This window comes from Serratia sp. ID 25-353 (genome assembly GCF_054792795.1).
In genome coordinates, this window is the sequence record NZ_CM139236.1 from 1,989,964 (window position 1) to 2,014,519 (window position 24,556).

Here is a 24,556-nt window from a genome sequence, read left to right on the forward strand (position 1 = left end):
ACCCCGATCTTTTGATCCAGGCAGCCAGCAAATCTATTGATATGTTTTATTACATACGGAGAGTTGCACCATGCCTCTGACATTTTCCACCCGGCTGCGTTTTTCCGCTTTGAGTCTGGCGATTGCCTGCGCTCTGCCTACGGTGGCCTTGGCACAAAACACCAGCACAACATCCTCTTCCAACGCGGCGCCGGCTAAAAAAGCCAAAGCCGCCGACGAGACCATGACCGTGGTCGCCACCGGCAACCAGCGCAGCAGCTTTGAAGCGCCGATGATGGTCACGGTCATCGAAGGCAACTCGCCGGAAAGCCAAACTGCAGGCACCGCCGCCGATATGCTGCGCCGCGTGCCGGGCATTACCGTCACGGGTTCCGGGCGCAGCAATGGGCAGGATCTCATGATGCGCGGTTACGACCGACGCGGCGTGCTGACGCTGGTCGACGGCATCCGCCAGGGGACCGATACCGGCCATATTAACGGCACATTTTTGGATCCTGCGTTAGTGAAACGCATTGAAGTCGTGCGCGGCCCCTCCGCGTTGCTGTACGGGAGCGGCGCGTTGGGTGGTGTAGTGTCTTATGAGACCGTCGATGCCGCCGATCTGCTGCTGCCGGGCCACGATCGCGGGTTCCGCGTCTACGGCACCGCCGGCAGCGGCGATCACAGCCTGGGCATGGGCGCCAGCGCCTATGGCAAGACCGATAACCTCGACGGCCTGCTGTCTTTCGGCACCCGCGACGTCGGCAATCTGCGTCAGGGCAACGGCTTCGATGCGCCAAACGACGAAACCATCAGCAACGTGCTGGCCAAAGGCACCTGGAAAATCGACGACAATCAGTCGCTGAGTGGCAATCTTCGTTACTACAATAACAACGCGCAGGAGCCGAAAAACCCGCAAACGCCAGCCAGCTCCAGTGGAAACTTAATGACCGATCGTTCGACGATTCAACGCGACGCGGCACTGAGTTACAAACTGAAACCAGCCGGCCAAGATTGGCTGGATGCGGAAGCGAAAGTGTATTATTCAGACGTGAAAATTAACGCTCACGCCAATGGCAGTGAAGATGAAGCACGCAAACAAACCACGAAAGGCGCCAAACTCGAAAACCGAACGCGCCTGTTTGCGGATACTTTCGCCTCGCACCTGCTGACCTACGGCACCGAGGCCTACAAACAGGAACAAACACCGGGCGGCGCTACCGAAAGTTTCCCACAAGCAAAAATCAATTTCGCTTCAGGCTGGCTGCAGGATGAAATCACGCTGCGCGATCTGCCTGTCACTCTGCTCGCCGGCACCCGGTATGACAATTACAAAGGCTCAAGCGACGGCTATGCCGATGTGGATGCGGACAAATGGTCCTCTCGCGGTGCGGTCAGTATTACGCCTACCGACTGGCTGATGCTGTTCGGCTCCTATTCTCAGGCGTTCCGCGCGCCGACGATGGGTGAGATGTACAACGACGCCAAGCACTTCTCAATTCCAATGGGACCAACCACCATCACCAACTATTGGGTGCCTAACCCGAATTTGAAACCGGAAACCAACGAAACCCAAGAGTACGGGTTTGGTCTGCGTTTCGATGATTTGATGCTGGCCGATGATAGCCTGCAGTTCAAAGCCAGCTATTTCGATACCAAAGCCAAGGACTACATCACCACCGATGTCACGATGGAACTGGGTCGCGGTCCGCGGGGTCCTTATTGCATCAGTTGCACCACATTCTCGACCAATATCGATCGCGCCAAAATCTGGGGATGGGACGCTACGCTCAGCTATAAAACACCATGGTTCGGCTGGGATTTGGCTTATAACCGTACCCGTGGCAAAAATGAAACGACCGGTGACTGGTTAAGCAGCATCAATCCAGACACCGTCACCAGCTCGCTGGACGTGCCACTGGGCGAAACCGGTCTGTCTGCCGGCTGGGTCGCCACCTTTACCGAACGCGCGACGCGCGTAGAGACCGGCACTGCCGAACAAGCCGGCTATGGCGTCAACGACTTCTATCTGAGCTACAAGGGCCGCGATCGGCTGCAGGGCATGACCACCACCGTGGTGCTGGGCAACGCCTTCGACAAAGAATATTACTCGCCGCAGGGCGTCCCGCAGGATGGCCGCAACGCCAAACTGCTGGTCAGCTACCAGTGGTAATCATTTGACTATCTGGCGGACAACCCGGTTGTCCGCCGTTCGCATTACAGCGCAGGAGAATCCCGCATGAGCAATACCCTATACGAACGCTACCAACAGGCTAAAATCGATCACCCCGGCAAATACGCCCGCGATCTGGCGGCGATCCTCGGCGTCAGCGAAGCGGAGCTGACGCACGCCCGCGTCGGCCACGACACTCGCCGCCTGCAGGCCGACGCGCGCACCCTGCTGACCCAGCTTGAGCAGGTCGGCGTCACCAAGTCCATCACCCGCAACAGCTATGCGGTGCATGAGCAGATGGGCCGCTACCGCAACCAGCACCTCAACGGCCACGCCGGGCTGATCCTCAACCCGCGCGAGCTGGATCTGCGCCTGTTCCTCAACCACTGGACCAGCGTTTTCGCCATGAGCGAAACCAACAAGCGCGGCGTGCGCCACAGCATCCAGTTCTTCGACCAACAGGGCGATGCGCTGCACAAGGTCTACACCACCGAAGAAACCGATCTGCCGGCCTGGATGGCACTGGTGGAGCGCCACCTGAGCGAAGAAAACCCGGCGCTGGCGCTGCAGCCCGCCGAGGCGAGCACCGCGGATGAAACGACGCAGGATCATGCCAAAATCGACGGTGAGTGGCGCGCGATGACCGACGTTCACCAGTTCTTCCAGCTGCTGAGCCGCAACAAGCTGACCCGCCAGCAGGCGTTCCGCGCCGTCGGCGACGATCTGGCCTACCAGGTGGACAACAGCGCGCTGTCACAGCTGCTGGAAGCGGCGCAGCAGCAGCAAAACGAGATCATGATCTTCGTCGGCAACCGCGGTTGCGTGCAGATCTTCACCGGCCAGATCGAACGTTTGATGCCGCAGGAAGGCTGGATCAACGTGTTCAACCGTCGCTTCACGCTGCACCTGATCGAAGACGCCATCGCCGAAAGCTGGATCACCCGCAAACCGACCAAGGACGGCATCGTCACCAGCCTGGAGCTGTTCGCCGCCGACGGCACGCAGATCGCGCAGCTGTATGGCCAGCGTACCGAAGGCCAGCCGGAACAAACCCAGTGGCGCGAGCAGGTTGCCGCGCTCGCCGCCAAGGACATCGCCGCATGAAATCTTCCTTGATCCGCCGCCTGGCGTTGATGATGTCGCTGGCGCTGCCGCTCACCGCGGCGGCGGCGCAGCGCATCGTCTCGATCGGCGGCGACGTGACGGAAATCGCCTTCGCGCTCGGCGCCGGCGACGAGGTGATCGCCCGCGACAGCACCAGTCTGCATCCGGAAGCGGTGAAAAAGCTGCCGGACGTCGGCTATATGCGCCAGCTGAATGCCGAAGGCATTTTGGCGCTGAAGCCGACGCTGGTGCTGACGACCGAGCTGGCACAACCGGCGCTGGTGCTCAAACAGCTGGCGGACAGCGGCGTCAAAGTGGTCAGCGTGCCGGGTGACACCACCCTGCAGGCGGTGCCGCAGAAAATCGCTACGATCGCCGCCGCGTTGCAACGCGTTGAGCAAGGCAAACAGCTGAGCGAACGCTATCAACAACAGCTGGCGGCGGTCGATACCTCCCCGCTGCCGGTCAAGGTGTTGTTCGTGATGAGCCACGGCGGCATTACGCCGATGGCCGCCGGCCAACACACCGCCGCCGACGCAGTGATCGCCGCCGCCGGCCTGAAAAACGCCATGCAGGGCTTTGACCGCTACCGCCCGCTGTCGCAGGAAGGCGTCATCGCCAGCGCGCCGGATCTGTTGCTGGTCACCACCGACGGCGTACGCACCCTCGGCGGCGAACAGCAGCTGTGGACGCTGCCGGGCCTGGCGTTGACGCCGGCGGGCAAGCAGCGCCGCGTGCTGATCGTCGATGACATGGCGCTGCTGGGCTTCGGTCTGGAAACGCCGGCGGCGCTGGCCAAACTGCGCCACGCGGCGGAGCAAAAGTAATGCGCTGTCGCACCTCGCCTCAGTTGGCCATCATCGGTCTGCTGGTGCTGCTGACGCTGCTGGCGCTGGTCGCCGCCAATCTGGGCGCGCTGACGCTGTCGTTTCGCACCCTGTGGCGCGAACCTTTCAGCGACGCCGCCTGGCACATCTGGTTGAACATCCGCCTGCCGCGCGTGCTGCTGGCGGTGGTGATCGGCTGCGCGCTGGCGGTGTCCGGCGCCGTGATGCAGGGGCTGTTCCGCAACCCGCTGGCGGATCCGAGCCTGCTGGGCATCAGCAGCGGCGGCGCGCTGTTTGTCGCGCTGTTCATCGTGATGCCGCTGGCGTTGCCGGTGACGATCGCGCTGTACGGCCATATGCTGGCGGCGTTCCTCGGCAGCCTGCTGGTGTCGCTATTGATCTACGGCATCAGCCGCAGCGGGCACGGCAATCTGTCGCGGCTGCTGCTGGCGGGCATCGCCATCAACGCCCTGTGCATGGCGGCCATCGGCGTGCTCTCCTACGTCAGCAGCGATCAACAGCTGCGCCAGTTCTCGCTGTGGATGATGGGCAGCCTCAGTCAGTCGCAGTGGCCGACGCTGGCGGTTTCCGCCTCGCTGATCCTGCCTGCGGCGCTGCTGACGCTGCTGCAGGCGCGCCGGCTGAACCTGTTGCAGCTGGGGGACGAAGAGGCCCACTACCTCGGGGTTAACGTCCAGCGCGCCAAACTGCAGCTGCTGTTGCTGAGTGCCCTGCTGATCGGTGCGGCGGTAGCGATGAGTGGCGTGATCGGCTTCGTCGGTCTGGTGGTGCCACATCTGGTGCGCATGCGTCTCGGCGGCGATCACCGCTGGCTGCTGCCCTGCTCCGCGCTGGGCGGCGCCTGCCTGTTGCTGGTCAGCGATACGCTGGCGCGCACGCTGGTGGCGCCGGCCGAAATGCCGGTGGGGTTGATGACCAGCCTGATCGGCGGTCCCTATTTCTTGTGGCTGGTGATGCGCCAGCGGGAGCGAGCCGGTGGATAACGCCGCCTGCCTGACAGCCCGGGAGCTGCGTTACAGCCTCGGTACGCGCCGGTTGATCAACGACGTTTCGCTCAGCCTTGCCGGCGGTGAAATGGTGGCGATTATCGGCCCTAACGGCGCCGGAAAATCGACGCTGCTGCGATTGCTGACCGGCTATTTAACGCCGGACTGCGGCGAATGTCGGCTGCTGGACCGCCCGCTGGAACACTGGGCGCCGCAGCAGTTGGCCAAAGTCCGGGCCGTGATGCGTCAATACAGCGATCTGGCGTTTCCTTTCAGCGTGGAAGAAGTGGTCAGCATGGGGCGATCGCCGCACGGCAAACGCGACGAGCATCAGGCAATCCAACAGGTGATGGCGCAAACCGACTGCCTGGCGCTGGCGCAGCGCGACTACCGCCAACTGTCCGGCGGCGAACAGCAGCGGGTGCAGCTGGCGCGGGTGTTGGCGCAGCTGTGGCAACCGCAACCGTCTCCCGCCTGGCTGTTCCTCGATGAACCGACCTCGGCGCTGGATCTGTATCACCAGCAGCATACCCTGCGCCTGCTGCGCTCGCTGACGCGCCAACAGCCGCTGGGCGTCTGCTGCGTGTTGCACGACCTCAATCTGGCCGCGCTGTACGCCGATAGGATCCTGCTGCTGCATCAGGGGCGCCTGGTGGCGAGCGGCACGCCGCAGGACGTGTTGCAAACGGAGATCCTCACCCGCTGGTATCAGGCCGATCTCGGCGTGGTGCATCATCCCGAAGTGTCGCTGCCGCAGGTCTACCTGCGGCAATAACGTCAAGGGCGCCATTAAGCGCCCTTTTTTCATCTCAGCTGGAGCAGGAAATCTCCAGATGTTTGCCCCAGTCCGGCGGCAGCGCGGCGAGATCGTCATACTCCGGCGCCTCGTCGAACGGCCGCAGCAGGGCCTGATGCAACCGCTGCAAACGGCCCACGTCGTCTTTCTCCGCGTCCTCAATCGCCTGCTGCGCCAGATAGTTGCGCAGGATCAGCCGCGGGTTCACCGCCTTCATCGCCCGTTGCCGCTCCGCATCGCTCACCTGCTCCTGCTGCAAACGCTGACGATACTGCTGATACCAGGCGTCGAACGCCGCGCGGTCGATAAACTCGTCGCGCAGCGGCGACTGCGCCTGTTGCTGTTCGGTTTCGCTCAACAGGCGGAACGTGCGGGTATAGTCCCGCCCTTCCTGCGCCATCAGGCTCAACAGACCGGTGAGCACGTCATTATCCTGCGCCGTCGGCGTGAAGAAGCCGAGTTTGGCGCGCATCTGTTCGCCGTAGGCGCGCATCAGCGCCGGCTCATACGCCGCCAGCGCCTGCTGCAGCTGTTCGGTGGTCATCAGCCCAGACAGGGTTTGTGCCAGGCGATGCAGGTTCCACAGCGCCACCGCCGGCTGATTGTCAAAGGCGTAACGCCCCTGATGGTCGGAGTGGTTGCAGATATAGCCGGGCTGGTAGTCGTCAAGGAAGCCATAAGGGCCGTAATCGATGGTCACACCGAGAATCGACATGTTGTCGGTGTTCATCACGCCGTGGGCGAAACCGACGGTTTGCCAATGAGCGATCAGGCGCGCCGTGCGTTCGACCACGTCGGTAAACCACAACAGGTAGCGCTCGGTCTGATCCTGCAGTTGCGGCCAGTGACGGGCGATGACGAAATCCGCCAGCTGCCGCACCTGCTCCGGCTGTTTACGGTAATAAAAGTGTTCGAAGTGGCCGAAGCGCACATGGCTTTCCGCCACCCGCATCAGCATGGCGCCGCGCTCCGGCTGCTCGCGATATACCGGTTGTTGGCTAGTGACGATGGTCAACGCTCGGGTGGTGGGGATCCCCAGATGGTGCAGCGCCTCGGAGGCCAGAAACTCGCGGATCACCGAACGCAGCACCGCGCGGCCATCCCCCATGCGTGAATATGGCGTCAGCCCGGCGCCCTTCAGGTGCCAATCGCGGTGGCTGCCATCCGCCATGACCTGTTCGCCCAGTAAAATGCCGCGGCCATCGCCCAGTTGCCCTGCCCACACGCCAAACTGATGGCCACTGTACACTTGTGCCAACGGCTGCATGCCCGGCAGCAGCGTTTCTCCCGCCCAAATCGGGGTCTTATCCTCGGTAAACCAGCTTTCGTCCAGCCCCAGTTCGCGCGCCAGCGGCTCGCTGTGGTACAGCAGGCGCGCATCCTTGAGCGGCGTCGGGTTCAAGGCGGTGTAGAAACCGGGTAATTGTTGGTAGTAAGCGTTATCGAATTGCGGCATAGGCCCTCCGTTTCAGCGTAGTGTAGAGCGTGCACGGGCGGATTAACACCGAAGGAATGCAGGGAGAACGCATCCGCCTGTCGTCAGGACGGATGCAGGGAGTTTGGCGTTTCCGCCTGGCGGTAGAAACGCGGTTTAACGTCGGCTGACAAACGCAGTTATCAGCATAAAACGATGGCGAATAACGGCGACGGAATCACGGTAACCTCACCCCGCGCATTATTTACCTCATTGTGTGTAGTTTTTTATATCACTTCTTAATTATTGAACTCGCTGGGCATCGTCAGCAAAGCTTGCAGATTATCCACACCAACGCTGGGCCATAAAAAACCTTGCAGGCCTAAAACACCGGCGTATCTGAGTTTATTAAAGTACTCTTTTTTCTCTATTCCTCCGACGATCACGCCTTTACATAACAGGTTGATATTCTTTAACAACGAGTCTATGACCACGTCATACCCCTGATGGGTAAACAGCTGCCAGTAAAAACGCTTGTCTATCTTTACGTAGTCAAACAAACCATCGTACAGCGCGGTCAACGTAGCCTTACCGGAACCGAAATCATCGAGCCACAGCGTAAACATTTCGCTTAATCGCCGCACGCTCGGGTTGTTCTTCCCGGCCGAAAGATTCGGAAAACTCTCACTCATTTCAAATGCAATAAAAGGATATTGCCCGATCCGTTGGCACAACGCCGAATCGGAAAGAATAAGCTCAACGATGGTTTCTTCGATATTGATGGTCAACTGCACGTTGTTACCGGTAAACCAAGCCGCATGCTGCTCCGCAAGTTTCAATTGCTCATTAAATAACTCAATCCTTTGTTCAGGCGTCAATAAATTAATCCCAATTTCGGCCGGCATGGCCAAATCACCATCGAGACTGTTGAAACGGCTCAACATTTCCACCGCCAGCAGCCCGCCCTCCATTGAGTAAACAGGTTGAAAAACATAGCTACTAATAAAGTCAGCTTCGAGTTGGATGTTCATTTTAATGCCACAGGATGAATGGCTAGCGTATCATCGTATATCAATATATTTTATCGATCAATCCCTCTGGGATTAATCGGAAATATCAATGTAAATACCCATGAAATATCATTTAATTGATAGATTAAAGCTATACGACAATCGTGAAAGGCGCAAAGAAAAGCAGCCTGACTTATGCCATAGCGGCCGCCAAACGCGTTATGTGAAAAGGTATTTGGCTTAAGTGGAATGGATTGGCCGCTAAATTTGACTTATCTCCTTTGTTTTATTTAAGAAAAATCTTAAATAAAGTAAAATAATCTTTCCTTCTTAACGCCGATTTTTCCCGCCGTTAACGACGACTGATTAAATTTAATAACGCATCAATTCCGCCCGTTATTCTCGGCATTGAAAACGTAAAAAAGTGCCCATCTTGATTTTCAGAAAATCTGCGCTACGCCCCTGCTAAACGCCGATTTCAGTGATAAAAAAAGGGATGAGCACGCTCATCCCTTCATCACCAGGCCTCCGCTAACGGATCGTTTCGCTCAGCCATTGCCGCAACTCGGCTAATTCGGCCGCCTGCTGAGGATACTCTTCCATCAGTCGGTCACAGCAGGCGGCGACGGGCTCACTGCGGTACGCGCAGCCCACCAGCATGTCCGCCAACCGCTGCAGCGGAGCGGGATTAAGGCTGTCGGTGAACACCTGCGCGCGAACAATCACCCCCTTCTCCACATCGAAGAACAGGTCTACGCCGCCCCAGACGAAACGCTCGTTAAGCAAGTGGCTGAACGCCGGCGCCTTGCCAAAATTCCATTCCCAACTGCTCTGTTTGGCAAACTGCGCGGCAAAATCGGGCAGATCGGGGAACACGTCCGGCGAAATGATCTCCGGCTCAGCCGTCTCGCCATAGTGGGCGAAGAAGGCCTGCACGATGGCATCGCATACCTGTTCATGGCTGATGCCTGGCAAAAACTCCGCCAGATTGGCGACGCGCGAACGCACTGAGGTAATCCCCTTGGCCTGCAGCTTTTTGGGATCCGGATTGAGGTAGTCCGCCAACCGTTCCAGATCGGCGTTCAGCAGCAGCGTGCCGTGATGGAAGCCGCGATCCTGCGTTTCTCGATAGGCCGAACCGGATATTTTGCGCGGCCCGTCGGCGGTTTCCATCACCAGATCGTTGCGCCCCGACGCGCCGGCCGTCACGCCCAGCTGGCGCAGCGCCTGCAGAATGATGTCGGTCGAGACGCTTTTGTCGTAACCCGGTTTGCCGGCCATAAAGGTGAAGCAGGTATTGCCCAGGTCGTGAAATACCGCCCCGCCGCCGCTGCTGCGCCGCGCCAGCCGAATGCCGTCCTGCTCCATGCGCCGGGTATTGCACTCTTTCCAGGGGTTCTGCGACTGGCCAATCACCACCGTTTCGGCATTGCGCCACAGGAAGAGAATTTTTTGCGTGGTCATTTCGCGGAAGATGCACTCTTCCACCGCCAGGTTGAACCAGGGATCGTAGGAGTCGGAGATCAGTAAACGCAGGCTGTTCATGGCAGGCACCGTTCAAAACACGAGATGCCGCCATGATACACCAAATCAACGGGTTAAGGCTAAATGCGTCGCGCCTGCCAGTACACCCGCTTCCAATAGACGTTATCGAGCGAGGAGCGGATCACCCCGCGGCTGGTCGACGCGTGGATAAATTGGTCGTTGGTGTCGTAAATGCCGACGTGCAGGCCGTTCTCACCGCCGCCGGTTTTGAAAAACACCAGATCGCCCGGCATCAGCTCATCGCGCGATACCTTGGTGCCCAGTGAGGTTTGTTCTTCGGTCGAACGCGGCAGTTGCATGTCGAAGCGATCGCGGAACGTGCGGTAAACAAAGCCGGAGCAATCTACACCGCCGCGATCCAGGCCGCCGTAACGGTATGGCGTGCCGTACCACTGGCGCAGTTGTTCATTGAGTTGGGCCACCACCACGATAGAATCCGCCAGGCGGCCGCTGGGCGGCGGCGCATGGCTGCTGCAACCGGCGAGGATCAAACTGGCTAATAAAAACCACACACGCATCCGCATAATATCCCTTCATTGAACACGTTGCCGCATTATGCCATCCGGTACACCACCACACCGCCTGCGAGGCAAAGCCGGCACCACGTAAGGAGAGCGCTATTTGGCGTTAATTTATCTCCCGCACGGGGAAAAAGGCAAGCGCCATGAGGGAGATAATAGCAGGATCGCCGGTTTTGACCCTATTCCGGCGATTTTGTCTCGGATTTGCTGTTAATCAGCCACACGCCGAACAGAATAAACAGCGTGCCCAACGTTTTCAGCAGCGTAGCGGACTCGTTAAACCACGGCAGGATCACCGCCGCCAGATAGACCAGCGCGTAGCTGACGCTCAGCAGAGGATAAGCGCGGTTTAAAGGCAGGTGGCGCAGCGCAAAGAACCAACACAGCATCGACAGCGCATAGCCAAAGATGCCGCCGCCCACCGCCAGCAGCGGTAGCCAGTCATTGCCGATCAACGCCAACGAGACATCGGCGAACGACATCAGCGGGATCTGCACCATGCCCCACTTCATCAGCAACTGCGCCAGCGTCACCAACAGGACGCTGGCGGCGCCCCAGGCATAGCCCTTCATGAATGCACGCTCATCAGCAGGATCCCCAGCATAATCGACGCCACGCCGCACCAGTGGCGAGCGGTCGTCGGCTCATGAAACAGCCAGCGCGCCGCCAGCGTCACCATCACGAAGTTCAGGCTGAGCATCGGGTAAGCCAGGCTGAGCGGCAGGCGTTGCAGCACATTGAGCCACACCGCCATGCCCAGCCCCAGCAGCAGCACCGCCAGCGCCAGCCAGCGCAGCGTCTGTTTCAGCCGCGCCTCGTCCGCCCGTTCCCAACAGTGCGCCGCCTGTTTCTGGCACAGCTGCCCACCACAGGTGAGCAGGCTGACCACTATCACCAACAGAAAACCGATCATGGTTGCTGTTTATACCACATCAGCACCAGGCGGTTCATGCGATCCACCTTGTCTGCGGCAGGCAGTTCCTGCGGCAGCGCTTCGCCACGGGACAGCTGCAGCACCAGCGACACGTTCCCCTGCTTGCGTGCCTGCGCCAGCCACTGCGGGAAGTCGGCGTCGCTGATCAGGTGGCCCTTGGCGTCCGGATACTCCAGACCATAGGCCACCTCGCCTTTCTGGCTGTACATCAGCACGTCGCTGCGCTTCAGCTCCCAGGCCAGGCCGGCCGCGAGCCCGACGCTGTCGCTCAACACATAGCGGCTGTCGCTCAGTTCGGCCATCGTGGCGCGGGCGAAGTTTTGCGGCAGCTTGGAATCGGTCACCTGTTGCGGGATGGCGTAACCGATCACCAGGCACAGCAGCACCGGACAAGCCGCCGCCCAGCGCCATTGGCGGCCGTTATCGCGCACGGAAACCAGTGCGAACAGCAGCCAGCCGCCGAAGGCGATCAGGCCGAGCACCACCTTCGGCCACTCCTGCGGAGTAAACAGATGCGCTTTCGGCAGCAGACCGGAGCTCAACACCACCAGCGCTACGATACCGATCCCCCCGAACAGGCCGTTCAGCCAGGCGTTGGCCTTGAACAGCCGAGCGCGCAGCGTGGCCGCGTAATCTTCCGCATAGGCGGTCATCAGCAGCGCCAACGGCGCCATGCACGGCAGAATGTAAGTCGGTAGCTTGCCTTTGGCGATGCTGAAGAAGATCAGCGGCATCAGCGCCCAGCTCAGCAGGAAGAACAGCTCCGGGCGCTGCACGCGTTCGCGCCAACCTTTAAGCAGCGCACCGGGCAGCAGCGCCAGCCACGGCAGCACCGCCGCCAGCAGGACCGGCAGGTAATACCAGAACGGTTCCTTGTGCTGGGCATTATCTTCGGCGAAACGCTGAATATGCTCGACCCAGAAGAAATAATTCCAGAAGTCGGGTTCTCGTTGCGCGATCGCCAGCGCCCACGGCAGGCTGAGCAGCGTAGCGGTCACGATCGCCACCGGGCCATAGCACAGCAGCTCCTTGATGCGGCGTTGCTGAATGACGATCGGGATCACCGCGATCACCGGCACCGCCAGCGCCAGGAAGCCCTTGGTCATAAAGCCCATGCCGCAGGCCAGGCCCAGCAGCGCGTAGGCGCCCAGCTTGCCTTTGACCGAGGTGGCTTTCAGCGTCAGGTAGTAGCTGACCATCGCCGCCGCCAGCCACAGCGAGATCATCGGATCCAGCACGCTGTAGGTGCCGATGCTGAACACCAGCACCATCGACAGGAATATCAGCGCCGCCAGGCTGGCGCGGCGCGCATTGCGCCACATCAGCATCGCCAGCGCAAACACCAGCAGTGCGGTCATGCCGGTGCTGAACACCGAGCCGAAGCGCACCGCAAAGTTGTTTTCGCCGAACAGCCACTGGCTGATGTTATTGAACCAGTAACCCGCCACCGGCTTTTCGAAGTAGCGCAGCCCCAGCAGGTGCGGCACAACCCAATCGCCGCGCTGCAGCATTTCACGGCTGATCTCGGCATAACGCGTCTCATCCGGCTGCCACAGCAGGCGGCCGTTAAGCGGGATCAGGTAAACCAGAGCAAAAAAAACGGCCAGCAGAATGGCCCAGGATCCTTTTAGCGCCTTCATGTAACGTCCTTCACATCGGTTTGACAGCCCAGCCAACCTTCGCGGCCGGGGAAAGGAGCGCGCTTGATGCGGCCCAACGGCAGTGACGCCAAATCTTGCGGTAACAGCGCGCTCAGCGGACAGAATTCGATGCCCTGCCGCTGTGCGCGTTGCAATAACTGTTCGAACATCGCCGCCTGCGACATGCCTTCCACTTCGGTGTGAATGGTGTACACCGGCACGCCGCGATCGTTCTCGATGGCGCGCAGAATGTAGTCGTTGAAGTCGGCCATACTGACTTCGCTACCAATCACTTCGTCGAAGGTCGGCAACGTCACCGGGATCTGCACCGTGCCGTGACGCCCGTCGCTCAGCACCGGACGGAACGGATGGGTGCCGCGGCAATCGCTGTTGTAATGGAAGCCGAAGCGTTGCTTGACCTCCAGCACGCGCGTATCGGCACGCCAGCCCGCCACGGCGGAGCATTTCACCGGCTGGCCGGTGCTGGCGCTCAGGGCGTCGACGCCCAGCTGTACCTGTTCGGTCAGCTGGGCGTCGCTCCACTTGCCGACCTTGGCCTGCCACCCCTGGTGATCCCAGGCGTGCAGCCCGACTTCATGGCCGGCTTCGGCGGTGCGCTTCATCAGCGGCCCCAACGCCCGTGAAATATTGCGCCCCGGCCAGGCGGTGCCGGCCAGCAGAATATCCAGGCCGTACAGCGAAGCGGCGTTCGAACGCAGCATTTTCCACAGAAATTTCGGACGCAAAAGGCGCCAAAGATGGCGCCCCATGTTGTCCGGTCCCACGCTGAAGAAGAAGCTGGCCTGAATGTCGTACTTTTCGAACAGCTCCAGCAACTGCGGCACCCCTTCACGGGTGCCGCTGAAGGTATCTACATCAACCCGCAGACCGACTTTCTTCATGCACCGTTCCCTTCCTGAACGGTAGTGCGCAGGAAGTAGTCCAGCGTATCGGCGACGGTTTGCTTCATCTCGATGGTCGGCTGCCAGCCCAGCAGGCGATGAGCGTTCTTGATGCTCGGCGTGCGGTGCTCAACGTCCTGGTAACCTTTACCGTAGTAGCTGCTGCTCTCCACGTCCTTGAAACCGGCAAACGGCGGGAAGCGGTCGCGCAACGGGTGGTGGTTGAAGCTTTCCAGCAGCATTTCCGCCAGCTCGCGAATGCTCGCTTCGTTGGTCGGGTTGCCGATGTTGACGATCTGGCCATCGCACAGGCCGTCGCGGTTCTCGATGATGCGGAACAGCGCTTCGATGCCGTCGTTGATGTCGGTGAAGCAACGTTTCTGCGCGCCGCCGTCCATCAGTTTGATCGGTGAACCCTCCACCAGGTTGAGGATCAGCTGGGTGATGGCACGGGAAGAGCCGATACGCGCAGCGTCCAGGTTATCCAGGCGCGGCCCCATCCAGTTGAACGGACGGAACAGCGTGAACTTCAGGCCTTCTTTGGCGCCGTAAGCCCAGATCACCCGATCCAGCAGCTGTTTGGAGACCGAGTAGATCCAGCGCTGTTTGTTGATTGGCCCGACGATCAGGCGCGAATGGTCTTCGTCGAACTCTTTGTCGTCGCACATGCCGTACACTTCGGAAGTGGACGGGAAGATGATGCGCTTGTTGTATTTCACGCAGTCGCGAACGATCTTCAGGTTCTCTTCGAAGTCCAGCTCGAACACGCGCAGCGGGTTACGGGTGTATTCGATCGGCGTCGCGATCGCCACCAGCGGCAGCACCACATCGCATTTCTTGATGTGATACTCGATCCACTCGGAGTGGATGCTGATGTCACCTTCCACGAAGTGGAAACGCGGGTTATCGAGGAAGCGGCTGATGGCGTCGGAACCAATATCCAGGCCGTAGATGTCGTAGCGATCGTCGCGCAGCAGGCGTTCGGTCAGGTGGTTGCCGATGAAGCCGTTGACCCCGAGGATCAGCACGCGGGTGCGGCGCTTCATCACGGCATTCGGCTTGGCGGCCAGACGCACGTCGGTGACGATGCCCATTTCCTGCGCCAAGCGGCTGCCCTGCACGTACAGGCCGCTGTCGTTCTGACCGGCAACGATCTCCAGCGCGCCTTCGCCGCAGGCGATAACCAGCGGCGAGGTGCTCAGTACGGTGCCCGGCTGCTTATCGTGTTGGGTATCCAGCACGCGAGAGCGCCAGACGATCAGCTTGCGCTGGCCGAGGTAGCTGAAGGCACCCGGGTACGGCTCGGTGACGGCGCGCACCAGGTTGTTGATCTCTTTGGCGGATTTGTGCCACAGGATCTCGCCGTCCGCCGGGGTGCGGCGACCGAAGTAGCTGGCCTGAGACTCATCTTGCTTGGTGAAGGTGGCGGTGCCGTTCTTCAGCTTCGGCAGTTGCTCTTTCAACACGACCTGCGCGGCTTCCAGCACTTTTTTGTGCAGCGTCAGCGCGGTGTCGTTGTCTGCGATGGTCACTTTCTGCTGACCCACGATGTCGCCGGCGTCCGGGCGTTTCACCATCTTGTGCAGCGTGGCGCCGGTTTCGGTTTCGCCGTTCACCAGCGCCCAGTTCACCGGGGCGCGGCCACGGTAGTGCGGCAGCAGCGAACCGTGCAGGTTGAAACCGCCCTGCGGCGCCAGCGACAAGATCTCGTCGCTCAGCATGTGACGGTAGTAGAACGAGAAGATCACGTCCGGCTGCAGTGCGCGGATGCGGTCAACCCACAGCGGGTGATTTACGTCTTCCGGCGCATAGACCGGCAGATCCAATTCGGCGCCCAAACGGGCCACGGAGGAGAAGAAGTTGTTCTCACCAGGGTCGTCGGTGTGCGTGAATACGGCCTGCACGTCATAACCCGCCTCAGTCAGCGCTTTCAGACCTGCGCAGCCAATATCATGGTAAGCAAATACAATAGCTTTCATCATTCTTCTTCCTGAGTATTGTGGTCCTGCTGTGCACCGACCACTTTCTGAACAAAATAGCGAGGACGCGCACGCACGTCGGTATAGATGCGGCCGATGTATTCACCCAGCAGCCCCATGCCGACAAACTGGGCGCCGATAAAGGTGAACAGGACGGCAAAAAGGGTGAACACGCCGCCGGCGGCCCATTCAGGGCCGAGCAGCAGACGTAGCGCAATCAGCACCAGTGCCAGCACAAACCCGGACAGCGCCACGATGCTGCCGACCACGCTGAGCAAACGCAGCGGCGTGGTGGTCAGGCAGGTGATCAAGTCGTACATCAGGTTGATCAGCTTCATCAGGCTGTACTTGGAGTCGCCAAACTCGCGCTCGGCGTGACGCACGTCGATCTCAGTCGTGCGACGGGCGAAGGTGTTCGCCAGAATCGGGATAAAGGTGCTGCGCTCATGACAGTGCAGCATCGCTTCAACGATATGACGGCGGTAGGCGCGCAGCATGCAGCCGTAGTCCCCCATCGACTTGCCGGTGGCGCGTTGAATCATCATGTTGATCACGCGCGAGGCACTTTTGCGGAACCAGGAATCCTGACGGTTGGCGCGCACGGTGCCCACCACGTCATAACCCTCTTCCGCGACGCTGACCAACCGTGGGATCTCCTCCGGCGGGTTCTGCAGATCGGCGTCCAGCGTAATCACCAGATCGCCGGTCACCTGATTGAAACCGGCCATAATGGCCGAATGCTGGCCATAGTTGCGGTTCAGCAAGACGGCGATCACGTGGCTGCCCGGCTTTTCCGCCGCCGCGGTCAGCATGTCGGCGGAGTTGTCGCTGCTGCCATCGTCGACGAGGATGATTTCATAAGGTTGAGATAACTGCTTACAGGCGGCAGTAGTCCGCTCCAGCAACGCCGGCAGGCTTTCCTGCTCGTTGTATACCGGGATAACTACCGACACTTTTTTAATCGGTTCAACGCGAGACACGTAAAGACTCCACAACAGAAGACAAGGCATTGACCACGCGATCCACGTCGGCGTCGGTCATGTCAGGGAATAGCGGTAAGGTGCACAGCCGCGCCGAGTTCCATTCGGTATTCGGCAAAGAAAGCTGCGGATAACGCTCACGATAGAATTTCTGGGTGTGCGCGGCGCGGAAATGCAACCCGGTGCCGACGCCAACTTCTTTCAGGCGCTCCATCAGCTGGTCGCGATCGATGCCGCAACGCTCAGGATCGACACGGACCATAAACAGGTGCCAGGCGTGGTCATGCGGGTAATCCGGCACGCCCAACGGTTGGAACGGCGAGCCTTCCAACGCGTTCAGGTAGCGCTGTGCCAGTACCTTACGGCGCGCGTTCAGCTCAGCGAAGCGCGACAGCTGCACCACGGCGATCGCAGCGTGAATGTCGGACAGGTTGTACTTGTAACCCGGCTCCACCACTTCAGCCTGCGGTTTGCGGCCAAGCTGCTGGCGATCGAAGGCATCGACGGCCAGGCCGTGGAACTTCAGGCAACGCAGGCGATCCGCCAGCGCATCGTCGTCGGTGGCGATCAGGCCGCCTTCGGCGCAGGTCACGTTTTTAATCGCATGGAAAGAGAAAATCGCCGTGCCGCGTGCGCCGACCCATTCGCCGTTGTAGCGCGTGCCGACCGCGTGGGCGGCGTCTTCGATCAAAGGCAGACCATGGCTTTCGGCCACGGCGCGCAGCGCATCCATCTGCAGGGGAGCACCGGCGTAATGCACCGGAACAATCGCTTTGGTATTCGGGGTGATGGCAGCCTCGACATCGGCGGCGCTGACCATCAGCGTATCACGGTCAACGTCGATCATCACCGGCGTGGCGCCCAGCAGCTCGATCATGTTGAGGGTGGAGACCCAGGTTTGCGAAGGGGTGATGACTTCATCGCCGGGGCCGATGCCGAGCGCCATCAACGTGATGTGCATGCCCGCGGTGGCGGAACTGACGGCGATGGCGTGCTTGCAGCCGAAGGTGGAACAGAAGTCACTTTCCAGTTGCTGGTTTTGCGGCCCGGTGGTGATCCAACCGGAGCGCAACACTTTCTCTACCGCGGCGATTTCTTCATCGCCGATGGCCGGACGAGAGAAAGGCAAAAATTGATCCATAGTTAACCCCAAACGTATCGAGCTGCTTTTGATGACACTGTAAATCCCTTTCGTTTAACGAATATTAAACGCCAGAGAAGAATCATTTCCGTAGATTAACTAACAATGTAAGGCGGCAAGCTTAACTAAACCTTAAGACGAGACTTGTCATCAGTAGGAGAACTGATAGGTAGGCGCCGTCATCATTAATTTAAATTTATTATTAAAATCAAATAGTTATATTTATTAATAATTATTTACTTATTTTATTTTTTCCGAATCAAGCGTAGCACGCCATTAACGTTTTTCAAGAAAATCCACGAGAAAATGAGAGGCAGCACAATAATAGCCGATGATTACCCGGCTATTTATATTCACTACGTTTAGTTTTCGTTTACATTTATGCCGTCAGAGCGAATTAAGCCGTGCGGGTCATGATCCAACGCTGGTTCCCCACCCATTGCAGGTGGAAATCCACTTCATAGATCTGCGACAACAGCGCGGGCGCCATCACCTCACGGGTGATGCCCTGCGCGACCAGCTGCCCAGCATGCAGCAACCAAACCCGATCGGCCTGCTGCAGGGTATGATTCAGATCGTGCGCGCACACCAGCGCGCTACGTCCACTTTGGCAGAATTCCCGCAGCAGGCGATCCAGCGCGACCTTTTGCGCCACGTCCAGGCTATTGGTCGGTTCATCCAGCAACAACAATCGGCTGTGCGGATTGACGCTGGGCCACACCTGCAGCAATACCGCCGCCAGCCGTACCCGTTGCCATTCTCCACCGGAGAGCTGCGTCAGCATGCGTGACAGCTTATCCACCAGCTTCAACCGCTGGCACAAATAGAGGATGGCGTGCTCCACCTCGGTTTGCGCCGCTGCCGCAGGCCGGTGCAACGCCAAATACTGAAACACCGGCATCAGCGACACCGGCGGCTGTTGCTGACTGAGATAACCGCGGCGGCGCGACAGCTCGCTCCCCGGATAATCGGCCAACGCGCGCCCGTCCAGGCGAACCTCGCCCAGCCCCGGCAGCATGCCCGCCGCCCGCGCCAGCAAGGTACTCTTCCCTGCGCCATTTGGGCCGATCAGGTGAACCTGCAACCCGCCGTCAATCTGTGCCGAAAAAGGCGCCAAGCGCCCCGCCACCCCAACCTCAACGAGTTGCAGCATCCGTATTAACCTGCCAGCGCTTGTTTCACCGCCGCCACCAGCGCCGGATCCTCTGGCGTGGTGTCAGGCGAGAAGCGCTGGATCACCGTACCGTCGCGCGCGACAAGGAATTTCTCGAAGTTCCACAGAATATCGCCGGGGTGCTTCGGTGCGCGCCCTTTGCTGGTCATCCGCGCCAGGAACTCGCTGCCTTCCGGTGCGACAGCTTCCGGCTGTGCGGCAATCAACGCCTGATACAGCGGATGACGGTGCTCGCCGTTCACCTCAATCTTGGCGAACATCGGGAATTGCACGCCGAAGGTGCCGCGGCAAAACGCCAGGATCTCTTCGTTGCTGCCCGGCTCCTGGCCCAGAAACTCATTGGACGGGAACCCCAGAACTTCCAGCCCACGTTCGCGATAGGTTTCGTACAGCGCTTCCAGCCCTTCGTACTGCTTGGTCAGGCCGCACTCCGAGGCCACGTTGACCACCAGCAGCACCTTGCCCTGATAGGCGCCCAGCGTGGTCGGCTGATTTTCAATGGTTTGTAACGGCAGGTTGTCGATTGGCTTGCTCATCGGTTGTCATCCTTTGGTTTTTTAATCGCAGGTGAATGAAGAAAACTACCTTACGCCTTTTGTCCGGGTCAGTAACCAGATAAATAGCGGCGCCCCCAGCGTGGCGGTCACCACGCCGATCGGCAGCTCGGCCGCCAGCAGCGCAACGCGGGCGATCACATCGGCCACCAGCAACACCGCGGCCCCCGCCAGCGCGCAGGCCGGCAGCAGATAGCGCTGGTCGGTCAGGCCGGTGAGCCGCAAAATATGCGGGATCACCAGCCCGACGAAGCCGATCACCCCGGCGAGCGCCACGCTGACACCGACCAGCCAGCCGACCGCCAGCACCAGCAGATTGCGCCACAGATGCAGCGACAGCCCAAGCTGGCGCGCCTGCACTTCGCCCAGCGCCATCAGGTTGAGCGCCCGCCCCTGGCCACACAGCCACAGCAGCACCGGCAGCAGCGCCAGCACCAGCCATTTTTGGCGCCAGTCGACGCCGCCGAAACCGCCCATCATCCAGTACATCAGCTGCCGCAAATCGAGACTGGTGCTGAAATAGACCGCCCAGGTCATCAGCGCGCTGCACACGATGCCCAGCGCCACGCCGACCAGCAACAGTCGCGCATTGGTCAGGCGTCGCCGGCGAGCAAAGCCCAGCAACAAGAAGGTCATCGCCAGCGCACCGGCTATCGCGGCGGCGCTCATCAGCGCCACCGGCAACAAACCGTGCCCCAACAGCACCGTCAGCACCAGCGCAACGCCGGCGCCGTTAGCGACGCCCAGCAGCCCGGGCTCCGCCAGCGGGTTTTCAAACAGCGCCTGCATCACCGCGCCCGCCACCGCCAGGGCGGCGCCGACCAGCATTACCGCCAGCGCGCGCGGCAAACGCAGTTGCCAAACGAACAGTTGCGCCCGATCGCTGAACCACTCTGACGGCCATATCCATTGATCGCCGGCGCAAAGGCTGAACAGCAACGCCACAACCACGCCCAGCGCCAACAGACTGAGCTGGCGTTTATCGCGATAGCGTTGATGTTGCAACAGTAAGGTGAAGGTACGGCTGGTTGGCATGGCGCGGCGATTCCCTGCCGGCCGCTGTCGTGGCCGGATAATTGACGTTTGAGTCGAATATTAGGGGGTTAACGCCGCAAGGGGAAGCCTTGCGTGGATGATGGCGCAGGAAAGCAGCGGCTGGCCTTACCCGTCATCGCAACGGTGATGGCAAAACCAGCCGCCGATAAACTCGGGAATTAACGATGCGGGCCAGTGTTGCCCGGTGGATAAGGCTGGCCGCGGCCGTCATCACAGCGATCAGGGCCACCACGATCGTCATGACGGCGGTCGCGATTATCGCGATCGCCGTGGAACGGATTGCCGCTGCGTTCCGGCTCGCGATGCTCATAGCCTCGCGGCGGCGAAGGTTGCCAGCGTCCGCCGTCCCAGTACAAACCGCGCGCATTGCGCTCACCCAGACCGCGGCCCTGGTGCGCATGCCACCACTGCGGTGGACGCCAGTCGTAGCCATCCCAGTAGTAGCCGCGACGGTCCTGATCCCCCAAATGCAGAGAAACGCCCGGCACGTTGATATCGACGGACACATCAGCCTGCGCCGCCAGCGGCAGCAACAGCGGAAAACACACCAGCAACAGGATCTTTTTCATTTTACCTTCTCACTCTATTTTTCTTGCTGCAGTGGTTATATCAGCGTGCTTATTTAACGACTATCTCGTCGATGCCTATTTTCAGATCGTTTTCGACGGCCTTACACAATCCCTACACTGTTTGTCGCCGCCTTTAATTATCATAACCACTGACAAGGTTTAACGAATAACTGACGTCTCTCAAGCCGCATGACAATTATAATTAAATGGATTCCCACCGGAGGGTAATAAGATGATTAAACGTATAGGTATGTTGCTGGCCGTTGTGGCCCTGACCTCAAGCCTCAGCGCCTGCTGCTGGGGCCCGCACTGGGGCGGCGGCCACCGCGGCGACGGCCCAGGCCATTATTATGGCCGTTATTGAAATGACAAATAAGGCCACCCACCAAATAAGATAAGATATAAGAATATTCCGCAAATGAGATTAAATAAATTTACGCCGTAGTGCTTTAATGAGTAATTTTAATTCTCATATTGCCCACTAGGAATAAACTGAATTTTCCAAAAAAAAGAAAAAGGCCGCGCAAGCGGCCTTTTTTGATGTCACGTCACTCACCCTTTCGGGCTGGCGTTTTCTACCCGGCTTTTCAGCTTCTGCCCCGGACGGAAGGTCACCACGCGGCGCGCCGTAATCGGAATGTCTTCGCCGGTCTTCGGGTTACGCCCCGGACGTTGGTTCTTGTCACGCAGATCAAAGTTGCCAAAACCCGACAGTTTTACCTGTTCGCCATTCTCAAGGGCCCGACGGACCTCTTCAAAGAACAGTTCCACCAGGTCTTTGGCGTCCCGTTTGCTAAGCCCAAGCTTCTCAAACAGGTGTTCTGACATTTCAGCTTTAGTAAGCGCCATAGGTTCAATCCCTCAAGGATGCTTGGAATCGCTGTTTTAGAGCCTCTACGCATTTTGCAACGGTAGCGGCTATCTCCTCTTCTTCCAGTGTACGAGCGGTATCCTGCAATACCAGACTGATAGCCAGGCTCTTGTCACCTTCTGCCACGCCCTTGCCACGGTACACGTCAAACAAGTTTACGCCAACTACCTGATTTGCGCCAACTTTCTTACACTCGGCCAAAATATCTTCTGCGGGGACGTTTTCAGCCACCACAACGGCGATATCACGGCGGTTTGCCGGGAAGCGCGAAATCTCCCGCGCCTGAGGCACGGCGCGGCTCGCAAGCTTGTTCCACTCCAGTTCAAACACCACAGTGCGGCCGTTAAGATCCAGTTTACGTTCAAGTTCCGGGTGAACCACACCGATGAAACCTACGCGTTCGCCATGCAAATAAATCGCCGCACTTTGCCCTGGATGCAGGGCCGGATTGGCTTCCGCCCGGAACTGAATTTCGGATAATTTACCGGTCAGCTCGAGGACCGACTCCAGATCCCCTTTTAAATCATAGAAGTCGACAGGCTTGCGCGCCAGATCCCAATGCTCATCGTGCGTATGGCCGGCGATCACGCCTGCCAGCATGACGTCCTGACGAATACCCAGATCTGCCGCACTATCAGGCACAAAGCGCAAGCCGCTTTCGAACAGGCGCAGACGCGTCTGCTGACGGTTCTGGTTATACACCACCGCAGACAGCAAACCGGTCCACAGCGACAAACGCATCGCCGACATTTCGACCGAAATCGGGCTCGGCAGAATCAGCGCTTCTTCATTCGGGTGCAGCAGTGCCTGCACTTTCGGATCGACGAAGCTGTAAGTGATCGCTTCCTGATAACCGTGATCGACCAGCATGGTCTTCACGCGTTTCAGCGTCAGATCGGCTTCGCGATGCTGGGTCATCACCAGATCGGCACGAACCGGCACATCCGGGATATTGTCGTAGCCGTAAACGCGCGCCACTTCTTCCACCAGGTCCTCTTCGATCTCCATATCGAAACGCCAGCTCGGCGCGACCGCTTGCCAGTTGTCGCCCTGTTCGGTCACCTGGCAGCCCAGGCGGCGCAGAATGTCGCTAACCTGCTCGCTCGGCACCACGTGGCCGATCAGGCGATCCAGCTTCTCGCGGCGCAGCGTGATGGTAGCGCGCTTCGGCAGTTCGTTTTCATGGGTCACGTCAATAATCGGGCCGGCCTGACCGCCGCAGATATCGAGCAACAGACGCGTGGCGCGCTCCATCGCTTTGTACTGCAACGCCGGATCGACGCCGCGCTCATAGCGATGAGAAGCATCGGTGTGCAGGCCGTGACGGCGTGCGCGGCCGGTGATAGACAGCGGGCTGAAGAAGGCGCACTCCAGCAGCACGTCCTGAGTTTCCCCGTTGACGCCGGAATGCTCGCCGCCGAAGATACCGCCCATCGCCAATGCTTTTTGATGATCGGCGATCACTAAGGTGTCGGCGCTCAGTTTGGCTTCGTTGCCGTCCAGCAGCGTCAGGGTTTCCCCTTCTTCCGCCATACGTACCACGATGCCGCCGTCGATGCGGCTCAGATCGAAGGCGTGCATCGGCTGGCCAAGTTCCAACAGCACATAGTTGGTGACGTCTACCACGGCATCGATAGAACGGATACCGCAACGACGCAGTTTTTCACGCATCCACAGCGGGCTTGGTGCCTTGACGTCGATGCCTTTCACCACGCGGCCCAGATAACGCGGGCACGCCTGCGGCGCGTCAACGCGGATCGGCAGCGTGGCGTCGATGGTGGCGGCCACCGGGCTCATGTCCGGCTCGGTCAGCGCAACCTGGTTCAGTACGCCCACGTCTCGCGCAACGCCGATGATGCCCAGGCAGTCGGCGCGGTTCGGCGTGACGCTGATCTCGATGGTGTTGTCGTTCAGTTTCAGATAGTCGCGGATGTCGGTGCCGATCGGCGCATCCAGCGGCAGCTCAATGATACCGTCATGATCGTCGGAAATGCCCAGCTCGGAGAACGAGCACAGCATGCCTTCCGAAGGTTCGCCGCGTAGCTTGGCGGCCTTGATTTTGAAATCGCCTGGCAGCACCGCGCCCACGGTGGCGACCGCCACTTTCAGGCCGGTACGGCAGTTTGGCGCGCCACAGACGATGTCGAGCAGGCGTTCGCCGCCTACGTTAACCTTGGTGACGCGCAGTTTGTCGGCGTTCGGGTGCTGGCCGCACTCGACCACCTCGCCCACGACGACGCCGTTAAACGCGCCGGCAACCGGATCCACGCCGTCCACTTCCAGACCAGCCATGGTGATTTGATCGGATAATGCTTCGCTGCTGATGGCCGGGTTTACCCACTCGCGCAACCAGAGTTCACTGAATTTCATGTGATATTCC

Annotated in this window: 23 protein-coding genes; 6 read left to right on the forward strand and 17 right to left on the reverse strand. The window is 59.6% G+C overall.

The window, feature by feature from the left end; all coding sequences use genetic code 11:
- Window positions 1–70 precede the first annotated feature (70 nt).
- The 5 genes from ACYF6X_RS09485 (at window position 71) to ACYF6X_RS09505 (ending at window position 5,865) form a co-directional block, all read left to right on the forward strand.
- Window positions 71–2,152, forward strand: a complete 2,082-nt coding sequence (locus ACYF6X_RS09485) for a TonB-dependent hemoglobin/transferrin/lactoferrin family receptor (protein ID WP_063989699.1) — start codon at window positions 71–73, stop codon at window positions 2,150–2,152.
- Window positions 2,153–2,218: 66 nt separating this feature from the next.
- On the forward strand, window positions 2,219–3,256 hold the full coding sequence (locus ACYF6X_RS09490) for a hemin-degrading factor (RefSeq protein WP_130017984.1): 1,038 nt from the start codon (window positions 2,219–2,221) through the stop codon (window positions 3,254–3,256).
- Entirely contained in the window at window positions 3,253–4,083 is an 831-nt protein-coding gene (locus ACYF6X_RS09495; protein ID WP_060429961.1) for a heme/hemin ABC transporter substrate-binding protein, read from the forward strand. The genes ACYF6X_RS09490 and ACYF6X_RS09495 overlap by 4 nt, the downstream gene beginning before the upstream one ends.
- Window positions 4,083–5,087: a FecCD family ABC transporter permease gene (locus tag ACYF6X_RS09500; protein ID WP_033638351.1), complete on the forward strand. Its 1,005-nt coding sequence runs from the start codon at window positions 4,083–4,085 to the stop codon at window positions 5,085–5,087. The genes ACYF6X_RS09495 and ACYF6X_RS09500 overlap by 1 nt, the downstream gene beginning before the upstream one ends.
- Window positions 5,080–5,865 (forward strand): heme ABC transporter ATP-binding protein, encoded by a 786-nt coding sequence (locus ACYF6X_RS09505; RefSeq protein WP_063989697.1) that lies wholly within the window; start codon window positions 5,080–5,082, stop codon window positions 5,863–5,865. Before ACYF6X_RS09500 ends, ACYF6X_RS09505 begins: the two co-directional genes overlap by 8 nt.
- 34 nt (window positions 5,866–5,899) lie before the next feature.
- Here ACYF6X_RS09505 and ACYF6X_RS09510 read toward each other — a convergent pair whose 3' ends face one another.
- From ACYF6X_RS09510 to ACYF6X_RS09580, 15 genes are all read right to left on the reverse strand, one after another.
- Window positions 5,900–7,342: a protein adenylyltransferase SelO gene (locus ACYF6X_RS09510; protein ID WP_130017983.1), complete on the reverse strand. Its 1,443-nt coding sequence runs from the start codon at window positions 7,340–7,342 to the stop codon at window positions 5,900–5,902.
- Window positions 7,343–7,599: 257 nt separating this feature from the next.
- Window positions 7,600–8,331 carry an EAL domain-containing protein gene (locus ACYF6X_RS09515; protein ID WP_063989695.1) on the reverse strand — a complete coding sequence of 244 codons (732 nt, stop codon included), beginning with the start codon at window positions 8,329–8,331 and terminating at the stop codon, window positions 7,600–7,602.
- 510 nt (window positions 8,332–8,841) lie between these two features.
- The gene (locus ACYF6X_RS09520) at window positions 8,842–9,855 is read right to left on the reverse strand and encodes a lipoate--protein ligase A (protein WP_130017982.1); all 1,014 of its coding nucleotides are present in this window, start codon (window positions 9,853–9,855) and stop codon (window positions 8,842–8,844) included.
- A gap of 59 nt (window positions 9,856–9,914) precedes the next feature.
- Complete coding sequence (locus ACYF6X_RS09525) at window positions 9,915–10,379, reverse strand: NlpC/P60 family protein (RefSeq protein ID WP_016927954.1); 465 nt, start codon at window positions 10,377–10,379, stop codon at window positions 9,915–9,917.
- Between the two features lie 176 nt (window positions 10,380–10,555).
- Entirely contained in the window at window positions 10,556–10,948 is a 393-nt protein-coding gene (arnF, locus tag ACYF6X_RS09530; protein ID WP_130017981.1) for a 4-amino-4-deoxy-L-arabinose-phosphoundecaprenol flippase subunit ArnF, read from the reverse strand.
- Window positions 10,945–11,289: a 4-amino-4-deoxy-L-arabinose-phosphoundecaprenol flippase subunit ArnE gene (gene arnE, locus ACYF6X_RS09535; RefSeq protein WP_033642887.1), complete on the reverse strand. Its 345-nt coding sequence runs from the start codon at window positions 11,287–11,289 to the stop codon at window positions 10,945–10,947. The genes arnF and arnE overlap by 4 nt, the downstream gene beginning before the upstream one ends.
- The gene (gene arnT, locus ACYF6X_RS09540; RefSeq protein WP_130017980.1) at window positions 11,286–12,950 is read right to left on the reverse strand and encodes a lipid IV(A) 4-amino-4-deoxy-L-arabinosyltransferase; all 1,665 of its coding nucleotides are present in this window, start codon (window positions 12,948–12,950) and stop codon (window positions 11,286–11,288) included. The genes arnE and arnT overlap by 4 nt, the downstream gene beginning before the upstream one ends.
- Window positions 12,947–13,852, reverse strand: coding sequence for a 4-deoxy-4-formamido-L-arabinose-phosphoundecaprenol deformylase (gene arnD / locus ACYF6X_RS09545; RefSeq protein WP_130017979.1), 906 nt, complete (start codon window positions 13,850–13,852; stop codon window positions 12,947–12,949). Before arnD ends, arnT begins: the two co-directional genes overlap by 4 nt.
- Window positions 13,849–15,831 carry a bifunctional UDP-4-amino-4-deoxy-L-arabinose formyltransferase/UDP-glucuronic acid oxidase ArnA gene (gene arnA, locus ACYF6X_RS09550; protein WP_130018045.1) on the reverse strand — a complete coding sequence of 661 codons (1,983 nt, stop codon included), beginning with the start codon at window positions 15,829–15,831 and terminating at the stop codon, window positions 13,849–13,851. Before arnA ends, arnD begins: the two co-directional genes overlap by 4 nt.
- Window positions 15,831–16,811: an undecaprenyl-phosphate 4-deoxy-4-formamido-L-arabinose transferase gene (gene arnC, locus ACYF6X_RS09555; RefSeq protein WP_063989690.1), complete on the reverse strand. Its 981-nt coding sequence runs from the start codon at window positions 16,809–16,811 to the stop codon at window positions 15,831–15,833. The genes arnA and arnC overlap by 1 nt, the downstream gene beginning before the upstream one ends.
- Window positions 16,798–17,952: a UDP-4-amino-4-deoxy-L-arabinose aminotransferase gene (arnB, locus tag ACYF6X_RS09560; RefSeq protein WP_130017978.1), complete on the reverse strand. Its 1,155-nt coding sequence runs from the start codon at window positions 17,950–17,952 to the stop codon at window positions 16,798–16,800. The genes arnC and arnB overlap by 14 nt, the downstream gene beginning before the upstream one ends.
- Before the next feature lie 397 nt (window positions 17,953–18,349).
- Window positions 18,350–19,105, reverse strand: a complete 756-nt coding sequence (gene btuD / locus ACYF6X_RS09565) for a vitamin B12 ABC transporter ATP-binding protein BtuD (protein ID WP_063989688.1) — start codon at window positions 19,103–19,105, stop codon at window positions 18,350–18,352.
- Window positions 19,106–19,110: 5 nt separating this feature from the next.
- The gene (locus ACYF6X_RS09570; RefSeq protein WP_063989687.1) at window positions 19,111–19,662 is read right to left on the reverse strand and encodes a glutathione peroxidase; all 552 of its coding nucleotides are present in this window, start codon (window positions 19,660–19,662) and stop codon (window positions 19,111–19,113) included.
- Window positions 19,663–19,707: 45 nt separating this feature from the next.
- Complete coding sequence (gene btuC / locus ACYF6X_RS09575; protein WP_130017977.1) at window positions 19,708–20,715, reverse strand: vitamin B12 ABC transporter permease BtuC; 1,008 nt, start codon at window positions 20,713–20,715, stop codon at window positions 19,708–19,710.
- A gap of 179 nt (window positions 20,716–20,894) precedes the next feature.
- Complete coding sequence (locus ACYF6X_RS09580; protein ID WP_130017976.1) at window positions 20,895–21,305, reverse strand: DUF2502 domain-containing protein; 411 nt, start codon at window positions 21,303–21,305, stop codon at window positions 20,895–20,897.
- A gap of 232 nt (window positions 21,306–21,537) precedes the next feature.
- On the opposite strand from ACYF6X_RS09580, the gene ACYF6X_RS09585 reads away from it, so the two are divergent.
- On the forward strand, window positions 21,538–21,669 hold the full coding sequence (locus tag ACYF6X_RS09585; RefSeq protein WP_255413738.1) for a hypothetical protein: 132 nt from the start codon (window positions 21,538–21,540) through the stop codon (window positions 21,667–21,669).
- 188 nt (window positions 21,670–21,857) lie between these two features.
- Here the strand turns inward: ACYF6X_RS09585 and ihfA are convergent, their stop codons facing one another.
- Together ihfA and pheT are read right to left on the reverse strand one after the other, a co-directional pair.
- A complete protein-coding gene (gene ihfA, locus ACYF6X_RS09590; protein ID WP_004931414.1) occupies window positions 21,858–22,154 on the reverse strand; it encodes an integration host factor subunit alpha in 297 nt (98 codons plus the stop codon).
- 4 nt (window positions 22,155–22,158) lie between these two features.
- A complete protein-coding gene (gene pheT / locus ACYF6X_RS09595) occupies window positions 22,159–24,546 on the reverse strand; it encodes a phenylalanine--tRNA ligase subunit beta (protein ID WP_130017975.1) in 2,388 nt (795 codons plus the stop codon).
- Window positions 24,547–24,556 lie beyond the last annotated feature (10 nt).